Annotated in this window: 20 protein-coding genes and 2 pseudogenes; 20 read left to right on the top strand and 2 right to left on the bottom strand. The window is 62.2% G+C overall.

Going from position 1 to position 17,986, the window contains the following annotated elements:
* Window positions 1-57: 57 nt before the first annotated feature.
* From NUW12_07805 to deoC, 11 genes are all read left to right on the top strand, one after another.
* Window positions 58-333 carry a BMC domain-containing protein gene (locus tag NUW12_07805; protein MCR4402677.1) on the top strand — a complete coding sequence of 92 codons (276 nt, stop codon included), beginning with the start codon at window positions 58-60 and terminating at the stop codon, window positions 331-333.
* Window positions 334-438: 105 nt separating this feature from the next.
* Window positions 439-1,215: a phosphate propanoyltransferase gene (locus NUW12_07810; GenBank protein MCR4402678.1), complete on the top strand. Its 777-nt coding sequence runs from the start codon at window positions 439-441 to the stop codon at window positions 1,213-1,215.
* Window positions 1,216-1,291: 76 nt separating this feature from the next.
* Window positions 1,292-1,840, top strand: a complete 549-nt coding sequence (locus NUW12_07815) for a BMC domain-containing protein (GenBank protein ID MCR4402679.1) — start codon at window positions 1,292-1,294, stop codon at window positions 1,838-1,840.
* 16 nt (window positions 1,841-1,856) lie between these two features.
* Complete coding sequence (locus tag NUW12_07820; protein MCR4402680.1) at window positions 1,857-2,396, top strand: hypothetical protein; 540 nt, start codon at window positions 1,857-1,859, stop codon at window positions 2,394-2,396.
* A gap of 22 nt (window positions 2,397-2,418) precedes the next feature.
* On the top strand, window positions 2,419-2,718 hold the full coding sequence (eutM, locus tag NUW12_07825; protein ID MCR4402681.1) for an ethanolamine utilization microcompartment protein EutM: 300 nt from the start codon (window positions 2,419-2,421) through the stop codon (window positions 2,716-2,718).
* A gap of 177 nt (window positions 2,719-2,895) precedes the next feature.
* Window positions 2,896-3,189, top strand: a complete 294-nt coding sequence (locus tag NUW12_07830) for a EutN/CcmL family microcompartment protein (GenBank protein MCR4402682.1) — start codon at window positions 2,896-2,898, stop codon at window positions 3,187-3,189.
* Between the two features lie 242 nt (window positions 3,190-3,431).
* Window positions 3,432-4,922 carry an SLBB domain-containing protein gene (locus NUW12_07835; protein MCR4402683.1) on the top strand — a complete coding sequence of 497 codons (1,491 nt, stop codon included), beginning with the start codon at window positions 3,432-3,434 and terminating at the stop codon, window positions 4,920-4,922.
* Window positions 4,919-5,377 (top strand): ribose 5-phosphate isomerase B, encoded by a 459-nt coding sequence (gene rpiB, locus NUW12_07840; GenBank protein ID MCR4402684.1) that lies wholly within the window; start codon window positions 4,919-4,921, stop codon window positions 5,375-5,377. Before NUW12_07835 ends, rpiB begins: the two co-directional genes overlap by 4 nt.
* A gap of 39 nt (window positions 5,378-5,416) precedes the next feature.
* Window positions 5,417-5,695, top strand: a complete 279-nt coding sequence (locus tag NUW12_07845) for a EutN/CcmL family microcompartment protein (GenBank protein MCR4402685.1) — start codon at window positions 5,417-5,419, stop codon at window positions 5,693-5,695.
* 110 nt (window positions 5,696-5,805) lie between these two features.
* The gene (locus NUW12_07850) at window positions 5,806-6,093 is read left to right on the top strand and encodes a EutN/CcmL family microcompartment protein (GenBank protein ID MCR4402686.1); all 288 of its coding nucleotides are present in this window, start codon (window positions 5,806-5,808) and stop codon (window positions 6,091-6,093) included.
* Window positions 6,094-7,081: 988 nt separating this feature from the next.
* Window positions 7,082-7,735 carry a deoxyribose-phosphate aldolase gene (deoC, locus tag NUW12_07855; GenBank protein ID MCR4402687.1) on the top strand — a complete coding sequence of 218 codons (654 nt, stop codon included), beginning with the start codon at window positions 7,082-7,084 and terminating at the stop codon, window positions 7,733-7,735.
* 242 nt (window positions 7,736-7,977) lie between these two features.
* On the opposite strand, the pseudogene NUW12_07860 reads toward deoC, so the two are convergent.
* Window positions 7,978-8,193: pseudogene (locus tag NUW12_07860) on the bottom strand (alpha/beta-type small acid-soluble spore protein).
* A 253-nt stretch (window positions 8,194-8,446) separates the two neighbouring features.
* On the opposite strand from NUW12_07860, the gene NUW12_07865 reads away from it, so the two are divergent.
* The 9 genes and pseudogenes from NUW12_07865 (at window position 8,447) to NUW12_07905 (ending at window position 16,564) form a co-directional block, all read left to right on the top strand.
* Window positions 8,447-9,046 (top strand): chromate transporter, encoded by a 600-nt coding sequence (locus NUW12_07865; GenBank protein ID MCR4402688.1) that lies wholly within the window; start codon window positions 8,447-8,449, stop codon window positions 9,044-9,046.
* Window positions 9,043-9,561: a chromate transporter gene (locus NUW12_07870; GenBank protein ID MCR4402689.1), complete on the top strand. Its 519-nt coding sequence runs from the start codon at window positions 9,043-9,045 to the stop codon at window positions 9,559-9,561. Before NUW12_07865 ends, NUW12_07870 begins: the two co-directional genes overlap by 4 nt.
* Before the next feature lie 234 nt (window positions 9,562-9,795).
* The gene (locus tag NUW12_07875; GenBank protein MCR4402690.1) at window positions 9,796-11,826 is read left to right on the top strand and encodes a thiamine pyrophosphate-dependent enzyme; all 2,031 of its coding nucleotides are present in this window, start codon (window positions 9,796-9,798) and stop codon (window positions 11,824-11,826) included.
* Window positions 11,819-12,421, top strand: a complete 603-nt coding sequence (locus NUW12_07880) for an indolepyruvate oxidoreductase subunit beta (protein MCR4402691.1) — start codon at window positions 11,819-11,821, stop codon at window positions 12,419-12,421. Before NUW12_07875 ends, NUW12_07880 begins: the two co-directional genes overlap by 8 nt.
* A gap of 4 nt (window positions 12,422-12,425) precedes the next feature.
* The gene (locus NUW12_07885) at window positions 12,426-13,256 is read left to right on the top strand and encodes a histidinol-phosphatase (protein MCR4402692.1); all 831 of its coding nucleotides are present in this window, start codon (window positions 12,426-12,428) and stop codon (window positions 13,254-13,256) included.
* A 124-nt stretch (window positions 13,257-13,380) separates the two neighbouring features.
* Window positions 13,381-13,695: an alpha/beta-type small acid-soluble spore protein gene (locus NUW12_07890; GenBank protein MCR4402693.1), complete on the top strand. Its 315-nt coding sequence runs from the start codon at window positions 13,381-13,383 to the stop codon at window positions 13,693-13,695.
* Between the two features lie 299 nt (window positions 13,696-13,994).
* A pseudogene (locus NUW12_07895) lies at window positions 13,995-14,204 on the top strand (alpha/beta-type small acid-soluble spore protein).
* 403 nt (window positions 14,205-14,607) lie between these two features.
* Window positions 14,608-14,802 carry a hypothetical protein gene (locus tag NUW12_07900; protein ID MCR4402694.1) on the top strand — a complete coding sequence of 65 codons (195 nt, stop codon included), beginning with the start codon at window positions 14,608-14,610 and terminating at the stop codon, window positions 14,800-14,802.
* A gap of 82 nt (window positions 14,803-14,884) precedes the next feature.
* Complete coding sequence (locus NUW12_07905) at window positions 14,885-16,564, top strand: FAD-dependent oxidoreductase (protein MCR4402695.1); 1,680 nt, start codon at window positions 14,885-14,887, stop codon at window positions 16,562-16,564.
* Between the two features lie 60 nt (window positions 16,565-16,624).
* Here NUW12_07905 and NUW12_07910 read toward each other — a convergent pair whose 3' ends face one another.
* Entirely contained in the window at window positions 16,625-17,902 is a 1,278-nt protein-coding gene (locus NUW12_07910) for a glycosyltransferase (protein ID MCR4402696.1), read from the bottom strand.
* Window positions 17,903-17,986: the final 84 nt, after the last annotated feature.

Here is a 17,986-nt window from a genome sequence, read left to right on the forward strand (position 1 = left end):
CGGGACCACGTGAAGACATGCCTTGCGAACGTACATTGCGACAGGGGGGCGGGACCGGTGGTTCAAGACGCACTGGGGATGGTTGAGACTAAAGGACTAGTGGGGGCCATAGAGGCTGCCGATGCCATGGTGAAGGCGGCGAACGTAGTGCTCATCGGCAAGGAATATATCGGCGGCGGGTACGTGACGGTCATGGTCCGCGGGGATGTGGGGGCAGTCAAGGCGGCGACAGACGCTGGAGCGGCCGCTGCCGCGAGGGTCGGGGAGCTAGTAAGCGTGCACGTCATCCCGAGGCCCCATGCGGATGTGGATGGAATCCTGCCGAGAGCGTGAGGCTTGATTCATCGCGTGCCGCATGACGCATGGCATGCTGCAAGGAGCGCGCAGTAGGCTCATGCTGCGCCATGTGTCGCTTTCGCGCGGCGGAGGCGGGTTGAGATGGACCACAGCTCTATTGAGGATCTCGTGGCAAAGTGCGTGAGAGAGCTCGAGGCGAGGGGTCTTGTCGTCCCCGGGGTCCTCGGGGTTCCTGGAGTCCCCGGAGCTTCCGGAGTCCCCGGAGTCACTGGCGCTTTTCCCGCCCCGCCTCATGATCGGCCCGCTGGCGGCGCTGGCGGATGGGCGGTTCCGGTGGGCGTGTCCAGTCGCCACGTTCACCTGTGTGCCCGGGACTTCGAGGCGCTCTTCGGAGTGGAGAGCGCGAAAAGGGGTCTTGAGAAGCTGCGAGACCTGTCGCAGCCCGGGCAGTTCGCGGCGAAAGAGATGGTCGCGCTCGTCGGCCCCAAAGGGAGCATACACGGCGTGAGAGTGCTGGGACCTCTGAGATCGAGAACCCAGATTGAGATAAGCCGCACGGACGGGTTCGCATTGGGGGTCTCTCCGCCGGTTCGCGACTCGGGCGACGTCGACGGGTCCGTCGCCATGACCCTGGTCGGCCCTGCTGGCGCCGTGAACCTGAAAGAGGGCGTCATAATAGCGACCCGCCACATCCACATGAGCCCGCGGGATGCGTCTTCATGGGGCCTCCGCGACGGCGACCGCGTGGACGTGGAGGTTGAAGGGGTGCGGAGCCTGGTGTTTCGTGGCGTGCTCGTGAGGGTGAGGGAGGACTTCCAACTCGAGATGCACGTCGACACCGACGAAGCCAACGCGGCGCTCTTGCGCACCGGAGACGTGGTCAAGGTAATCGGCAGGAGTTCGGGCGGAAACGGTTAGGCCGTTTGGACGAGTGGTTCGGGAGATGGAGCTGGAAACGATTGGAGCCTTGTGACGGCTCTGGAGGGGTAGCCCCGTGGGTCTGGCGATAGGTCTCGTGGAGTTTGCCAACGTGACCAAGGGCATAGAAGGAACCGACGCGATGGTCAAAGCCGCCGACGTCGAGCTCCTGTTGGCGCGGCCCACCTGCCCGGGCAAGTTCACGACCATGGTGTCCGGCGACGTGGGCGCGGTGAAGAGCTCGATCGCGGCAGGGACAGCCGCGGGCGCTGAAGCCGTGGTGGACGAGTTCGTCCTGCCGAACGTGCATCCGGGGGTGTTTCCTGCGATCACCGCGACATCCGATGTGCGGGAGGTGAAGGCGCTCGGCGTGATCGAGACCTTCACGGTCGCGTCCGCCATAGTCGCGGCTGACGCCGCTCTCAAGGCCGCGGCGGTCGACGCCATTGAGTTAAGGCTCGCCATCGGGCTCGGCGGAAAGTGCTTCGTTACCCTCACCGGAGACGTGGGCGCGGTTCAGGCTGCCGTGAGCGCGGGCAGCGCCGACGCGAGCGCGAGAGGGCTCCTCGTCTCGCAGGTGGTAATCCCTTCGCCTGCGAAAGAGCTTGTTGCGGCCCTCCTGTGAGAAAGGGGGTGCTTGCGTGCGCGCGGTAATAACCGAGGCTGAACTGAGAAGGCTTGCGCCGGCATCAAAGGTCCTGGCGCCGCGTGGCGCGATCGTGACGCCCTCAGCCAGAGACTACGCCAGGGACAATGGGATCGAGATCATCGAGACGACCGGCGAGGGTGTCTTCGCCTCCCCGTGCAGTGGGAACGAAGGTGCGGCGAGAGCTGCGGCCTTTGACGCGACGGAGGGCGCGACGTCACGCACGTGGTCAAGCACGCTGTCCGGGTCCGGAAGGAGTCCGTCAAGGAACTCGTCAAGGAGCTCGTCCACCGCAGGGGGATGGCTGGCAGGAGCCGATGGAGGCTCAAGCGTCGAAACGAGCGCCGGCGTGCGCCTGCCACCGGGCATGGGTGTGCAGGAGGTCATGGAGCGAGTGGTCCGCGCTGCCGTCGCAAGGCTGGGACCGCAAGCCGACAGAGAGACGCTGGCCAGAGTATTGGCCATGGTATTGATTCACCTGGGTTACGCGGTTGCGGTGTCAGACATCACGTCCGTTGCGTCTCAGGACCGGTGAAAGGGGGTGAACCCAAGTGGCCATGGAAGCGCTGGGAATGATTGAGACCAGAGGGCTCGTCGCGATGATCGAGGCCGCAGACGCTATGGTCAAGGCGGCCAACGTAAGGCTCGTGGGCTGGGAGAAGATCGGCGGCGGGTACGTGACAGTCCTGGTGAGAGGGGAAGTGGCGGCATGCAAGTCGGCCTGCGAGGCCGGTGCGGCAGCGGCAGCGAAGATCGGCGAGGTCGTGTCGGTGCATGTCATTCCGAGACCGCACTTCGACCTTGAGGGAAAGCTGCCCATTTCCCTGCCCGAGACAAAGAAGGAGAAGGGCCAATAGCGCCCTGCTTCCCCCGGGGCCGGGCGCGACGACGGCTGTCGACTCCACGGTGGAGCCTTGGCCGTGCGGTTGCGCCCGGCGACGGCGAGGGCATGTGGGCTCACACCCGGGCTTACGTCCGGGTGAGTGCACCGCGCGGGTGAGTGCACCGCGGTTGACCAATGAGGGGGGACCTCCTTGATCGCGTGCAGAGTGGTGGGCACGGTGGTATGCACGAGGAAGGACGAGAAACTGGTGGGATCGAAGCTCCAAATCGTGGAGCCCGTATCCCTGGCTGACCAGTCTCCCGATGGCAAGCCCTTGGTGGCGATTGATACGGTCGGAGCGGGCGAGGGCGAGATCGTCCTCGTCGTGAGCGGAAGCTCGGCCCGACAGACGTCGAGGACTCAGAATACGCCAGTGGACGCTGTCATCATGGCTATCGTGGACTCCATCGAGATGGGCGGCAAACTGGTGTACCAAAAGGGCTGATGAAAGAAAGGGCTGACGAGAGAGTCGACGAGAGGGCTGGCAAGGGAGCTGCTAGCGAAAGGGCCGGCGAGAAAGCCGGAGACGACCTGGGAGTGCGCTGCCGACGCGAAGGTCGGCGAGAGGGTCGATGGGAGACCTTGCGAGAGACCTCTTGCGAGAGACCTCTAGGGAGGTCCAGTGGCTAGGGAGGCCCAGTGGGAGCCGGTTGCTGGTCGAGTGCTGGACCGTCAGGTGGTGGAAGGATGGCAGCCGCGTCGGTCACGGACATCGTAAACGCCATAGAGGCCGCAGGCGTTGTGGGAGCAGGCGGGGCGGGGTTCCCGACGCACGTCAAGTTGTCCACTGCCGTAGGCACGGTGATAGCGAACGGTGCCGAGTGTGAGCCGTTGCTTGAGGCCGACTACGCGGTGATGGCGCTCGAACCTGCGAGAGTGCTAGCGGGTCTTGAGATCGCCATGGCCGTCACCGGCGCTACGCGGGGTTATGTGGCTGTCAAGGAGAAGCGAGGAGCCGTGCTACGCGTGATGGACGATCTGGTCAAGCGCGAAAAGGGAATCAGCGTGTGCGCGCTGGACGACGTATACCCCATCGGCGATGAGCACGTGCTCGTCAATGAAGTGACTGGCCGGCACGTTCCCGAAGGCGGCTTGCCTCTGGAAGCAGGTGTCGTAGTGAACAACGTGGCTACCCTAGCCGCCGTGGCGGACGCGGTTGACGGCCGCCCGGTGACCTCGCGTTACGTGACAGTTGCCGGGGCGGTTGCGCGGCCTGTGACCGCGAGGTTCCCGATAGGAACCTCGGTGGCCGATGCCATCGCTTTCGCGGGCGGACCGCTCACCGAAAGGTACAGGGTCATTCTGGGTGGGCCGATCATGGGCAAGCTGGCGCCTGACACGGCCGCCGTGGTGACGAAGGTGACAGGGGGCATCATCGTGCTTCCTGTGGACCATCCGCTGGTGAGGACGCGAGAGGCGGACATCGGCGTCATCATCAGGCAGGCGAGGGCGGCGTGCTGCCAGTGCATGAGCTGCACCGAGACGTGCCCGAGACATCTCTTGGGGCATAGGATAGCTCCTCATCTGATCATGCGCGCCGTGACCATGTGGTCGGCGTCAGGGCCGCCTCCAGACACGATAGCGAGCGCTTGGCTGTGCTCCGAGTGCGCCGTGTGCGCCACCGTGGGCTGCCCATCGGGTCTTTCGCCGGTAAGGGTGAACCAAGCCCTCAAACAATCAATGGCCAGGAAAGGCATGAAGAATCCGTACCACGAGAAGGACATCTCTTCACACCCGCTGCGAACTGCCAGGAGAGTTCCTTCTTCTCGCATGGTGACGAGGTCAGGGATAGCTTCTTACGTGACTGGCCAGGGACGCGGCCTTGCCGAGGCCGCCGCCGAAGCTGATGGCAAGGCCGGTGCCCGAGCTGGTGTCAGAGCCGGAGCCGGAGATGGCACCGGAGCCCGTGACAGAGCAGGTGGGACCGGAGGCCACAGCTCTCATACGGAGTGCGTGTCCCAGGTTTTCCAACCGAACAGGGTAGACATCCCGCTCCTTCAGCACGCAGGAGCTCCCGCTGTGCCGTGCGTGAGGATCGGGGATGAGGTGCGGGAGGGACAACCAATCGCCGAGATCCCTCCGGGGAAACTGGGGGCGAGGATCCATGCGAGCATTTCTGGGCGTGTCACGGGTATCGGCGATGCCATAACGATCGAGGCCGGGAGGCGCGGTAGATGAGGATAGTGATAGGCAGCGACCACGGAGGTTTCGATTTGAAGGAGGATATCAAGGCCTACCTGGCAGAGCTTGGCCACGAGTGCGTCGATTACGGCACTCACGGCAAGGAGCCTGTGGACTACCCCGACTTCGCCTTTCTAGTGGCCGAAGCGGTGGCAAGGGGGCTTTTCGAACGAGGCATAATCGTTGACAGCGCCGGCGTCGGTTCGGCAATGGCGGCGAACAAGGTGCCGGGCGTGAGGTGCGCGCCTTGCCAGGACATATACACGGCAAGGAACAGCCGTGAGCACAACGACGCCAACGTCCTAGCCTTGGGCGACAGGGTCATAGGCAAGGGCGTGGCGAGGGAGATAGTCAAGGTTTGGCTCTCCACGGAATTCGCGGGAGGAAGGCATCTGCGCCGCGTGGACAAGATCATGGAGATCGAGCGGAGATTCCTTTCGAGAGGCGACTGAAACCGCGACCGGGCAACGCGCCGGTGTGAGGTGATCTCCCTGTTCATAGCGAGAGTTGTCGGAAAGGTTGTCGCTACTCGTAAGGATGAGAAACTGGAAGGCGTGAAACTGCTCATCATCGAGCCGCTGAAGCGAGACGGCACCCCTTGCGGCAAGCCAGTCGTGGCCGTGGACAGCGTGGGTGCCGGCGCGGGCGAGATAGTGCAGGCGGTGAAGGGGAGAGAAGCGTCGCTTCCTCTTCCAAAGGCAGGCGCTCCGGTCGATGTGGCGATCGTGGGGATAGTGGACCGTGTGTTCCCGGACGACGGACGACGGTGAACGCCGGTCATGTGACGAGGGAGAAGACGCCCAGCGCCGGGTGGGGCGTCATACGCGGCCTCCCGGTTGACGCGGTGTGACCGGGCGGCTAACACGCTCGAGGTGAGGCTGTGGTAATCGGCAGGGTAGTCGGGTCGGTGGTCGCGACCCAGAAGAACGAGAGTTTTGTCGGATCCAAGATGCTCCTCGTGCAGCCCTTGGATCTCGACGGGAACGATTACGGCCAGGAGATCCTGGCCATCGACACGCAGGACGCGGGGCCCGGCGACATAGTCCTGGTCGTGAGCGAAGGCAATTCCTCGCGACAGGCCATTGGAAAGACCGATGCTCCGGTGGACTCTGTCATCATCGGGGTGGTTGACACCGTTCGCATATCTCGCCGCTTCGAAGGGAGGTAAGCCGTGTTTTGCTCGACCGGACGACGGCCACTCGCAGTGCGGATCGGGCGCGACACGGCACGGTCAGATGGGAATTGACGAGTTGATTGAAAGGGTAACCGATGACGTGATAGCTCAGATGAGAAAGCGAGGCGAGATCCCACAGGCCGCGACGAGTCCGCCGGCTCCGTCGCCCGCCCGTGCGGTCTCACCGTCCCCCATGCCCGGGGGCTGCCCGGCCCGCCCGAGGGTGTTGGTGCTACTGGCGGGCGACAAGGCGTCGCTCGAGAACGCCCTGACTCAACTGGGGAGAATCGGCGACCGCGGGCTGTCCGTTGCGTGCCTCGTGTCAGACGAGGTCAAGGACTTCTGGAGCGAGGGCGAGATCGCGGGGGCGCTGGGTCACGTGTCCTTCGTCGACCTGCGCGACGCAGCAGCTGCGGTATCATGCACCGACGTCGCGGTGGTTCCGGTGCTTCCTCTCCATGTGGCGGCGCGGGCGGCTTTGCTCACAGGGAATGACGCTGCCACGAAGGCTCTCATAGCGGCGCTTGCGGAGGGCAAGCGGGTGTATGCAGCCGCCGACTCGCTGGCGCCGTCCGGTCAGACCGAGAGCGAGGGCGCCAAACGTGGCGGGCACGGCTTCGCCCTCCGAAGGCAGGCGGACGAGTACCTCAAGAAGCTGCGAGAGTACGGCATGATTGTCGTCGATTCCAAGGACCTAGCACGTGAACTGGAACGCGGGATTCGCATAGTCAACCCTGGAAGCGCAGCCTCCTCGGCCTCCTTCACGGACTCGCACGGCGCAAGTCAGGCGTCTCGTGGCACCGCGGCCAGTCCGACCAAAGCTCGGCCGGAAAGCGGGGCCAACAGCGCGGATTCAGGGTGCTCAAGGCTCTTCGGCGAGTGCTCTGCATGCGGCAAGTGCGTTCAGGAGAACCCTGATGGAACTGCCAGGATAGTCGAGGCGGGAGCGTCCCGCATCGGCGCTGCACCTGGCGTCGGGGCAATTGCCGGCGACGTTGCCGCCATGATAGACCATACGTTGCTGAAGCCTGACGCGACGAAGGACCAGGTCATCAAGCTGTGCGAAGAAGCGAAGCAGTACAACTTCGCGTCGGTGTGCGTGAACCCGACCAACGTTAGCCTTGCCGCCAGCATCCTCAAAGGTACACCTGTGAAGGTGTGCACCGTCATAGGCTTCCCGTTGGGAGCGACGACGCCGACCGCAAAGGCGATAGAGACGCGCGACGCCATAGCGAACGGGGCGACTGAAGTAGACATGGTCATCAATGTGGGTGCGCTCAAGTCAGGCGACTACGACCTCGTCAAACGCGATATCGAAGCGGTCGTGGACGCGGCCCGAGGCAAGGCAATCGTGAAGGTCATCATCGAGACGGCTCTCTTGACCGATGAAGAGAAAGTGAAGGCTTGCCTGCTTGCGAAGCTCGCGGGCGCTGACTTCGTGAAGACATCGACCGGCTTCGGCCCCGGAGGCGCCACAGTCGAGGACATCAGGCTCATGCGCAAAGTCGTCGGTAGCGACATGGGAGTGAAAGCCTCCGGCGGCATCAGGAACCTCGAGTCGGCGCGCAAGATGATCGAGGCGGGGGCCTCGCGCATAGGCGCCAGCGCAAGCGTGGCTATCGTGAAGGGGCAGTGAACAGACGAGCAGGGGAGGAGGCGCTCCCCCCTGCTCTGTATCGCAAGCGGTTACGAGACTTGCCCAGAGATACGGGCACCTATCTCCCCGTGTTACTGCTGGAGTCCAGTGGTCGTGAACCCTGCCTGCTGTCCGACGTTCTGCTGCGCCGGAAGGGTGCTGGGCAGGTTGTACGCGCTGGTGGTCGTGCCGAGGTTGGCACCGAGCCCGGCCCTGAAGCCCGCTCTGACGTTGAGCGCGCTCTGCTCGACGAGAGATCTCTCAGCCGCCTCGATCATCCTCTTGACCATGTGGCCGCCAACCGCACCACACTGGGCCGACGGAATGTTACCCCAGTAACCGCCCACAATTTGGTTGACGGGGAAGTTGATCTCATTCGCGATCTCGTACTTCCACTGATCCAGGGCGTTGCCTGCTTCGACCACGAGAGCGCGATTCCTCTTCTGTCCGCGTGCCATTGCTGTCTCACCTCGCTTTCTTTCTCTGCTGGTAGTGTTGCCTTAGGACAAGACTGTATGTTAGCGAAAGTGTGGCACGGTTGCACATGATGTTCCATCGTGCACGCAAAGCCTCATCCCGCCTTGACCTGCACGAAAACGCGAAAGCGATGGTGCCATGAAGGACCGGCGGGGACTTGTGGAGAAATACCACGGGCAGTATACGCCAGTCCCGAGAGTGGTATTTACTTTGCAAGGAGGTAACTCATCCATAGTGCGATTGCTCTTGACGATGTTTTGGTCCTTTTTCAAAATCGGAGCGTTTACGTTTGGCGGAGGGTACGCGATGGTTCCCATGATTCAGAAGGAGGTCGTGGAGTCGAAGAAGTGGGTCACAAGTGAGGAGTTCATCGACATGCTTGGCCTCGCTCAGACGGCGCCGGGGCCCGTCGCCGTGAACACTTCGGTCTTCGTGGGCTACAGGAAAGCCGGATACGCCGGCGCTGTCGTGGCTGTTGTCGGTGCGACCCTCCCTTCATTCCTGGTCATCCTTGCGATAGCCGCATTCTTCGCAGGGATCAGGAGTCTTCCTGCTGTCGAGGCCGCGTTCGCGGGCGTGCGGCCTGCTGTCGTCGCGCTCGTGGGGGGCGCCGCGTTCAAGATCGGCAAGACGGCGATCCGTGACGTCCGCGGAGCGGCACTGGGAGCTTTCGCGCTCGTCGCGGTGGCATTCTTCGACGTGCATCCCATCGCGGTGATAATCGGGTCGGCCATGGTTGGGTACTTCCTGTTCCGCAGGGACTTCCAGGACACGACCAAAGACCGACCGCGCGACGAGACCTCTTCCCAGCGCAAGGTGGTTGAAAAGCAGTGAACGTGCTGATTCTGTTTCTGACATTCGCGAAGATCGGGCTTTTCACCTTCGGAGGAGGGTACGCCATGATACCCCTCATCCAGAAGGAGATCATCCAGGCTCACGAATGGCTCACCACGAAAGAGTTCGTGGACATAATCGCGATAGCCGAAATGACTCCCGGCCCGGTCGCTATCAACTCGGCCACTTTCGTCGGATACAAGCTCGCAGGTGTGCCAGGTGCGGCCGCGGCGACTCTAGGCGTGATACTGCCGTCGTTTGTGATCATCGTTGCCTTTGCTACCGCTTTCTTGAAGTTCAAGGATGCACCGGCCGCAAAGGCCGCTCTCAAGGGCCTTCGACCGGCGGTCACCGCGCTCATCGCCGCGGCTGCCATTTCGCTGATGCGAGCCTCGTTCGTGGACATCGCTGGGCCAGTGATCGCCGCTGCGGTGCTCGCGGGCACATTCAAGCTGGGCGTGCATCCAATCCTTGCGATAGTGCTGGCCGCCCTCGCGGGGGTCGTGCTTTACTGAGCGCCCTCGCCACCATGCAGAGCCGGTCGCCACTCGCTAGGGCGTGTCGAGGCGGCCGAGTCCCGCGACGGTGGACCGGTGAAGCCTTGTTCCGCTCGGGCCGAGGTCGGGAGAGAGGGAGACAGAGATGAACGGGGGGAAACGGCGTTGAAACAGAGGGAGCGCTCCGCTGTTGCGGTGGACGAAGCCTGCGGATCGGAGAGCGCCAAAGCGAGCGGCGATGGCCGGGTCCTGATGTCCGGGAACGAGGCCATTGCACGAGGAGCCTACGAAGCAGGGGTGGGCGTCGCGTGCGGGTATCCCGGCACCCCGAGCACGGAGATCATCGAGCGCATGAAGACGTTCGATGGGGTTTACGTAGAGTGGTCTCCCAACGAGAAGGTAGCGTTCGAAGTAGCCTTGGGTGCGGCGATAGCCGGCGTAAGGGCGCTCGTCGCCATGAAGCACGTCGGTCTCAACGTTGCGGCGGACCCGCTCTTCACGGCGGCATACACCGGAGTCAACGCGGGCTTGGTGATAGTGTCCGCCGACGACCCCGGCATGCACAGTTCTCAGAACGAGCAGGACAACAGGCACTATGCGAAGTTCGCCAAAATCCCTATGCTCGAGCCCTCCGACTCTCAAGAAGCAAAGGATTTCATCGGGCTTGCTCTCGACATCAGCGAGAGGTTCGACACTCCTGTGATGCTTCGGACCACCACGCGCGTTTCCCACTCATCGGGGATCGTGTTGTTGGGCCCGCCCCGGGCGCGACTTAGGCTTGCTTACAAGAAGGCTCCACCGAAATACGTAATGGTTCCGGGCAATGCAAGGCTGCGCCGCATGGAGGTGGAGGCGCGCCAGAGGGCCGTTGCGGAGTTCGCTGAGAGTTTCTCGCAAAACGTCATCGAATGGAACGGCGCTCGCGTGGGCATTGTTGCCAGCGGGGTCGCTTACCAGTACGCCAGAGAGATCCTTGGGAAGAACGCTTCCTACCTCAAGATCGCCATGACACACCCCATTCCCGGGGGAATGGTGCGCGAATTCGCGTCGCGAGTCGAGCGCCTGTACGTCGTCGAGGAACTCGATCCTTTCCTTGAAGAACAGATCCGCGCAATGGGGCTGACCGTCACCGGCAAGGCGTGCTTGCCGGCTACAGGCGAGCTCACGCCGGAGATCGTGCGCAGGGCGCTGACAGAAGAGGGCGTTCTCCCGGGCAGCATGGAGCGCGCAGCGGAGTCCGCAGAAGAGAGGGCGGCTGAGGGCGCAAGAGAAGGCTTGAGAGAAGGCGCGAGAGAAGGTGCGGGAGAAGGTGCGGGAGAAGGCGAGGCCGGGAATGCCCCAGAACGCGCCGCGGATAGGATTGCCTTGGCCCCTCCGGCTGTCAGCGACGAAGCCTCCATGGTCGAAAGCGGCGAGACGAGCGAGGTCGTATCCGTGCCGGCTCGACCTCCGGTCATGTGTCCCGGGTGCCCACATAGGGGTGCGTTCTACGTGCTCAAGAAGATGAAAACGATCGCTACCGGAGACATCGGTTGCTACACTCTCGGCGCGAGCCCGCCCCTCTCAGCGCTGGACACCACGATATGTATGGGCGCCAGCATCGGAAACGCCATCGGATTCTCGGCGGCCGCTAGCGTCGCTGGGGAGCCTCAAGCACAGGCTACCGCCGGCCTAACCGAATCCGGCGGGCTCGAACCCGATGGGATCCGGGCACTTGCTTCCGGACACGCTCCGAGGAAGCCCGTTGCGGTGATCGGCGATTCGACGTTCGTTCATTCAGGCGTGACAGGGCTCATCGACGCCGTGTATAACCAGGCGCAGATCGTGGTGCTCATCATGGACAACGGGACCACGGCCATGACCGGTCATCAGGACCACCCGGCGACCGGCGTGACGGCGCGAGGGTCACGGACCCACAAGCTCAGCCTGGAGGCTCTCTCTCGCGCTTGCGGTGTGGACTTAGTGGCTGTTATCGATCCGTACGACCTCGCCTCGATGGAACGAGCGCTTCGCCAGGCGATGGACGCGCCCGGCCCGGCGGTTGTGATCGCAAGGAGACCGTGTGTCCTGCTGCCAGGCGCGAAACCTCGAAGGAGGTACAGAGTTGCGAGGGAGCGGTGCAACGCGTGCCGAGTCTGCTTGGGCTTGGGATGCCCCTCGATCGAGCTTTGCGACGGACGTCCTGTCATAATCGAGGGATCGTGTGTGGGATGCGGAGTGTGCGCTCAGATCTGCGCGCACGACGCCATAACGCTGCGAGAGGCGGGTGAGGACCGTGAGTGAGCGTCGCGCAGCCGCTGGCGTTCGCAACGTTCTGATAGCCGGAGTGGGTGGGCAGGGTATCCTGTTGGCCAGCAGGTTCCTGGCAAGTGCCGCGATAAGGGCCGGCCTTGATGTGAAGGTATCCGAGGTCCACGGGATGGCGCAGCGCGGCGGGAGCGTTGTAACCCACGTGAGGTTAGGGCGGACGATTTACTCACCGCTCGTGGAGATGGGCGCAGCCGACTTCCTGGTGGCGTTCGAAAGGCTGGAAGCTCTGAGGTGGTTTCCGTATACACGGGCGGGTGCCACCGTGATCGTGAATGACCTCGAGATTCCTCCGCTTCCCGTTATCCTTGGGATCGAGAGGTACCCAACTGGCATAGAGCGCAGGCTTGCCGCAGGGGACCGAAGGGTCATTCTAGTCAATGCCAAGGATATGGCTATAAAAGTTGGAAATGCCAAGTGTGGAAACGTCGCGCTCATGGGCGTGCTCGCCCGCAGCTTGGGCCCCGGCGTTTCCGAAGAGGACTGGAGAGGCGCTCTAAACAACGTGGTTCCCCTCGGGACCGCCGAGGTTAACTGGAGGGCTTTCTTGCAGGGATACAAAGGAGAGTAGTGACATGTCGTGCACGAACATCACCAAGCACTCAGCGACTTCGCTTGTGGACTTCCATGTCCATTCCACCTTCTCACCCGACGCTGAGGACACGATAGACACGATGTGCGAGGCGGCCGCGAGAGCCGGGCTCGCGGAGATCTGTTTCACGGATCACGCTGACTTCGAACCGAAAGACCAGGGTCACGGGTACCTGCGTTTCGAGACATACAGGGAGGCAGTCGAGCGGGCTTCGAAGAAGTGGGAGGGAACTCTCGCGGTCAGGCTGGGGGTCGAGGCCGACTACCAAACATGGTACGCTGGCCAGGTGAAGGAGTTCATTTCCAAACGATCCTTTGATTTCGTTCTGGGTTCGGTCCATTGGGTGGACAGCCTCTCGGTGACCGGGGAAGTATTCGATACTTGCGGCGTTGAGGAGGCGTGCCGCCGGTATCTCTCTGCCGTGCTCGATCTCGCCCGTTCGGGCATGTGCGATGCCCTCGCTCACCTCGACGTCGTCAAGAGATATGCGTTTGAAAGATATGGAAAGGTGCGGCTGCGGGCGTTCTCAGACGAGATCGAGGCGGTCCTGCGTGCTCTCATAGAGCGTGGCACCGCGCTGGAGATCAATACGTCTGGCCTTAGGCGCACGATCCACGAGACTCTGCCCGACTATGAGACTCTCGAGCTGTACCGTCATCTTGGTGGAGAACTGATAACGTTTGGATCCGACGCACACCGAGCCAGCGACGTCGGCTTCGCCATACCCTATGCCGTCGACATGGCAAGGTCGGCAGGCTTTCGGTACATCACGGCGTTTCGGAATAGACAACCATATTTTATTTGTATTGGCTGAAGAAGGAATGCCATCCCTTTTTCACCACCATAGGGTATGTCAGGAGGTCGCCCAGCACGACCCTCACATAGTTGAGATTCGAGCCGGGAATCATATGTGTACCAGGTGAAAAGGGGGGCTTGCAATGCCGGCCAGAAAGAATCGGCCTGCCGCGAAGGGCGCAGCACGCCCGCTCGACGCGCTCAAATACGAGATCGCGAGAGAAATGAACCTTCCCCAAGAGGTCTATCAGCATGGCTACTGGGGCAATCTTTCGTCCAGGGAATGCGGTGCCGTCGGTGGACGCATGGTCAAAAGAATGATCGAGGCCGCCGAGAAAGCCATCGCTGAGCACGTGGCAGCCGAGGCAGTGGCCGGGTTCCGGTCCAGCCTGGGTCTGTCTGTGACTCGAAGCGACGAAAACGGTGATGGCGAAAGGGAGCCGCCTCCGTCGGAGTGACGCCCGGGAGCAGGCTCTCCACCGGTACCACGCGAGACGTCGCGTGGTACCTCGCGCTTGCAGGTCCAGCACAGATGACTGCCGAAAGGGCCGGATGCGAGGGCGCTGATCGCATCTGGTCCTTTTGCGGTCTTCCTCTTTGATTTGCGTGAAGTTCCGCACAGTGGACCGGTCTCCCCGGTTTGGCGAGCACATCACATTAGAGTAACCGAGTTGCGTCATCCCCATACGCTCCCTCGCATTTATCTCTTGTGGCGTGCAAGACTATAGACAGAAAGCGCGAAGGGTGGTGAAGAGGAATGGCAAGAGGAGCGGCCAGAAGGAATCGCCCGGTTGTCCCCAACGCCCTTGCGGCGCTCGACAGGTTCAAGTATGAGATTGCAAACGAGCTGAACCTGCCCAGCAACATCATCAACTCGGGCTACTGGGGCAGCCTGCCCTCCGCCCAGTGCGGGGCGGTTGGGGGACACATGGTCCGCAGGATGATTGAGGCAGCTGAGAGGTCCCTCGTAGAGGGCACGGTTGCCGGCGTGAAGTCCGGGTTCCAGGCCGGTCTCACTCAGCCTGCCGGTCAACGACCGGCCCAGACCGGGTACGGTGCTGGTTACGGGTTCGAGCAGGCTCAGTCCGGCTACAACCAGCCCATGTGATTGCGATGAGGTAGTACTGGTGCAGTCGTAGCTTTCCCGGCGCCCCTTTGGCCAAGGGGCGCTCTCGCTTTCGGTCCGATCCCTTTTCATGGCTGTCTTGCGGATCCCAGGACCTGCGAGCGAGGGTAAGTTGCCCCGCCGCGGGGAATACTGAGGATTGGCGCAAGACCGCGCTATACGGGCGCGTCTGGGAACGTATCGTGCGCAAACCCATGGAAAGACCCGGGCACGTGCGGCCCCGGGGGAAGGAAGGAGATCGCTCGTGAAGAAAAGAGACAAGCGGGAGTACCCTGAGACACCGGACAACGCCGAGGAAAGCATCAAGTGTAAGAAGTGCGGAAACATGTTTGGGGTGAGCGGCTTGTCTGTGGAGGACACGGTATCGTGCCCTGTCTGCGGAGCATCGATGTGTGTGGCGGACTCGCTTCGCCTGGGAGCCTCGAATGAGGACTACTGAGAGGACGGCAACCGCACGGGCGAGGTAGCAGCCGCGGAGGGCAGGAGGACCTTACAGGACATCTAGATGGGAGGTTGCGACCGTGGGGAAACGAATCCTTGTGGTGGGGGGCGTGGCAGGCGGGGCAGGCGCGGCAGTCAAAGCTCGACGAACGTGTGAGGACGCTGAGATAGTGCTCTTCGAGCGCACTCCCTACGTCTCGTGGGCAAACTGCGGCCTGCCCTACTACATAGGCGGCACCATCCAGAAACGTGAGGAGCTCTTCATAGTCAATCCCAGAAGGCTTGCATCCAGGTTCTACATAGATGTGCGGACGCGGCACGAAGTTATGGCCATCGACAAGTCTCAAAGGACCATATCCGTTCGGAACCTCGAGACTGGGGAATCTCGGGACGAGAAGTACGATTCACTCATACTCGCCACTGGAAGCGAACCCGCCCATCCCAACATACCAGGATTGGACGATCCAAGGGTGTTCACGTTGGTGTCGATGGACGACGCCGACCGGCTCTACCGCTTCCTCGAGGAACACCGGCCGGCAAGTGCGGCAGTGATGGGAGGCGGGTTCATAGGCCTCGAAACCACAGAAGCGCTACTCGAGCGCGGCATCTCTGTCACGCTCATAGAAATGGTGGATCACTTGTTGCCACCAGTTGACAAGGAAGTGGCCGAACCCATTGCCATTCACCTCCGAGATAGGGGAGTCCAGGTCCTACTTGGCGAGAGAGTTACAGGCATATCGGAATGTGTCAATACACATCAGCTCCAGCTCGCCTTGGCCAGTGGCAAGACCGTTGCCTGTGATTTCGCCATCTCCGCGTTGGGGGTCGCACCAAGGCTGGACCTTGCGCGGCAAGCTGGCCTCGCCATAGGTCAGGCCGGGGGCGTGGTCGTCAATGACAGGATGCAGACAAGCGATCCAAACATCTACGCAGCGGGCGACATCTGTGAGGTGCGGAACCTCATCACGGGCAAGCCTATGCGCGTGCCCCTGGCGGGTCCCGCCAACAAGCAGGCGCGGGTGGCAGGCGCGAACGCCGCGGGCGCGAACATGAGGTACGCGGGATCTCTCGGGACCATGATAGTCAAAGTGTTGGACATGACCATAGCCAAGACAGGCCTTTCCGAGAGAGAGGCGTCTTCCGAAGGAATCCCTTACTACGTGTCATACAGTCATTCCCAGCACCATGCGGGGTACTACCCTGGCGCACGCATGATGACCGTAAAACTCGTGGTCGACAGGTTCACAGGAACCGTGCTGGGGGCCGAGATTGTGGGAGGTGAAGGGGTCGACAAGAGAATAGACGTGATAGCCACCGCGATTCACTCTCGTATGACCGTGGAGGATCTTGAGGATCTCGACCTCTCGTACGCCCCGCCGTACTCCTCGGCAAAAGATCCCGTGAACATCGCCGGCTTCGTGGCTGCAAACATTCATCGTGGAGAGGTCCGCGTCATTGAGCCGGGTGAGCTCGACGTTCTTCTCGAACGAGGGGACGTTCAACTCGTGGACGTCAGGACCCCGTCTGAGCGCGACCGGACGGGTGCGATCCCCGGCGCTCGCCTGATTCCCGTCGATCAGCTGCGCGAGCTCGCGGGCGAGCTCGACCCGCACCGGAAGACTGTGGTCTACTGCGCCATCGGGTACCGGTCGTATCTTGCGTACAGAATACTCAAGCAAAGGGGCTTCGAAGACGTATCCCACCTGGCCGGAGGGTTCGACGCGTGGAGGATGTTCCACGGAAAACCCCAGGTCGTGTGAGAACCCAAAAGGGCGGCGCTTTCGCGCCGCCTCCATTTCAACCAGTTTATGGCCTCCGCTCTACACCGCCCTCGTCTCCGCAGAGCACGCTCTGTCCTGCTCGAGATCTTTGAAAAGGGTGAGGTAGTCCGCGAGGTGTCGGGTCGAGAGGAATCTCTGCCTGACATGCTCCTTGCCAGCGCGCCCCATTTCGCGGGACTGGTCAGGGTGCGTGAGGAGGTACAGAACTCTTTCCGCGCACTCTTCCACCGAGCCCACCAGGAACCCCGACTTGCCGTCTTCCACCTGTAAGGGTATGCCTCCGACATTGCCTGCGACCACAGGGCGAGCCTTCCAGAGCCCTTCGGACACGGTCAGTCCGAAACCTTCGCGTATCGACTTCTGAACAACTACGTCGGCGGCGGTCTGGAACGCATTCACATCGGCGTTCCCAATGCCGTTTAGATTCGATAGGACGTGCACATCCGGATCTCCGTCCGCGTGCTCCAGTGACATACGATAGTATGCCGCTCCTTCAGGGTCATCGGCGGCCATGGATCCGACGAGTGCAAGCTGCACGCCGGGGATCTCCCGCTTCACCATGCGGTACGCGTCTATCACGCCGAGCGGGTCTTTCCAAGGATCGAACCTGGAGACCTGGACTATGATTGGCCGTGAGGGGTCCAGGCCGTAGCTGGCGACGATTTCCCTCGCCGTCTCCAAAGACATCTCGACGTTCTTGGAGCTCAGCGGGTCGATGGACGGAGGGATCATGGCCAGACGAGGCACTCGAAGACCTTCCTTGGCGTACGCCGGCATCGTGAATATCGCCGCATCATACCTCTCCACGAAGGGTCTCATGAGGTTCCATGCCTCCTCCGCGGGACTGGAGAGGTCGATGTGGCACCGCCAGACCCACCTGGTTTTCCGCCCGAACCGGTCCCTGAGGTGAATCGCAAGCGGCGCGGGTTGCGGATCATGGACCACCACGAAGTCGGGGCTTCCCGAGAAACAGGACGCTTCCCGTTCGTTCGTAGCGAGGTACGTTCCCAGGGCCGACGAGAGATCCTGGCCAGCCATGCCTTGCAGTGAGTTGTGCAACCCCTTGGTGAAATCGAAGAACGCGGGTGGGGCTTCGATCACCATCCACGTGGCCTCAAGGCCGACGTCCCTCATCAACGGGACGATGGTGTGGAGTATCTCCGCCACACCCCCGCCGTACGCCGTGGAATTGACGTGGAGGACCTGGGCCCCTCTAAGGGGCTCGGCGAGCGCCTTGATTTCGTTGATCACGTCATCCCCCGCTACCCTTCTGTAGTCGCTGAGTGATTTCGTCGCTGTCTTGATCTGCCTTGCCATTACACATCGTCTCCGTATCGTTTTCCATTTTCCACGACAACGCTCGTCGTGAGGATCACCGCGCACACGTGACTCCGCGTACCA

It is taken from the genome of Bacillota bacterium (genome assembly GCA_024653485.1).
Lineage (GTDB): Bacteria > Bacillota > SHA-98 > UBA4971 > UBA4971 > UBA6256.

Excerpts from the sequence above, each read along its gene's own strand:
- NUW12_07810 (MCR4402678.1), top strand. The coding sequence starts at position 439 with ATGGACCACAGCTCTATTGAGGATCTCGTGGCAAAGTGCGTGAGAGAG.
- eutM (MCR4402681.1), top strand. The coding sequence starts at position 2,419 with ATGGAAGCGCTGGGAATGATTGAGACCAGAGGGCTCGTCGCGATGATC.
- NUW12_07835 (MCR4402683.1), top strand. The coding sequence starts at position 3,432 with ATGGCAGCCGCGTCGGTCACGGACATCGTAAACGCCATAGAGGCCGCA.
- rpiB (MCR4402684.1), top strand. The coding sequence starts at position 4,919 with ATGAGGATAGTGATAGGCAGCGACCACGGAGGTTTCGATTTGAAGGAG.
- NUW12_07875 (MCR4402690.1), top strand. The coding sequence starts at position 9,796 with ATGTCCGGGAACGAGGCCATTGCACGAGGAGCCTACGAAGCAGGGGTG.
- NUW12_07885 (MCR4402692.1), top strand. The coding sequence starts at position 12,426 with ATGTCGTGCACGAACATCACCAAGCACTCAGCGACTTCGCTTGTGGAC.
- NUW12_07890 (MCR4402693.1), top strand. The coding sequence starts at position 13,381 with ATGCCGGCCAGAAAGAATCGGCCTGCCGCGAAGGGCGCAGCACGCCCG.
- NUW12_07910 (MCR4402696.1), bottom strand. The coding sequence starts at position 17,902 with ATGGCAAGGCAGATCAAGACAGCGACGAAATCACTCAGCGACTACAGA.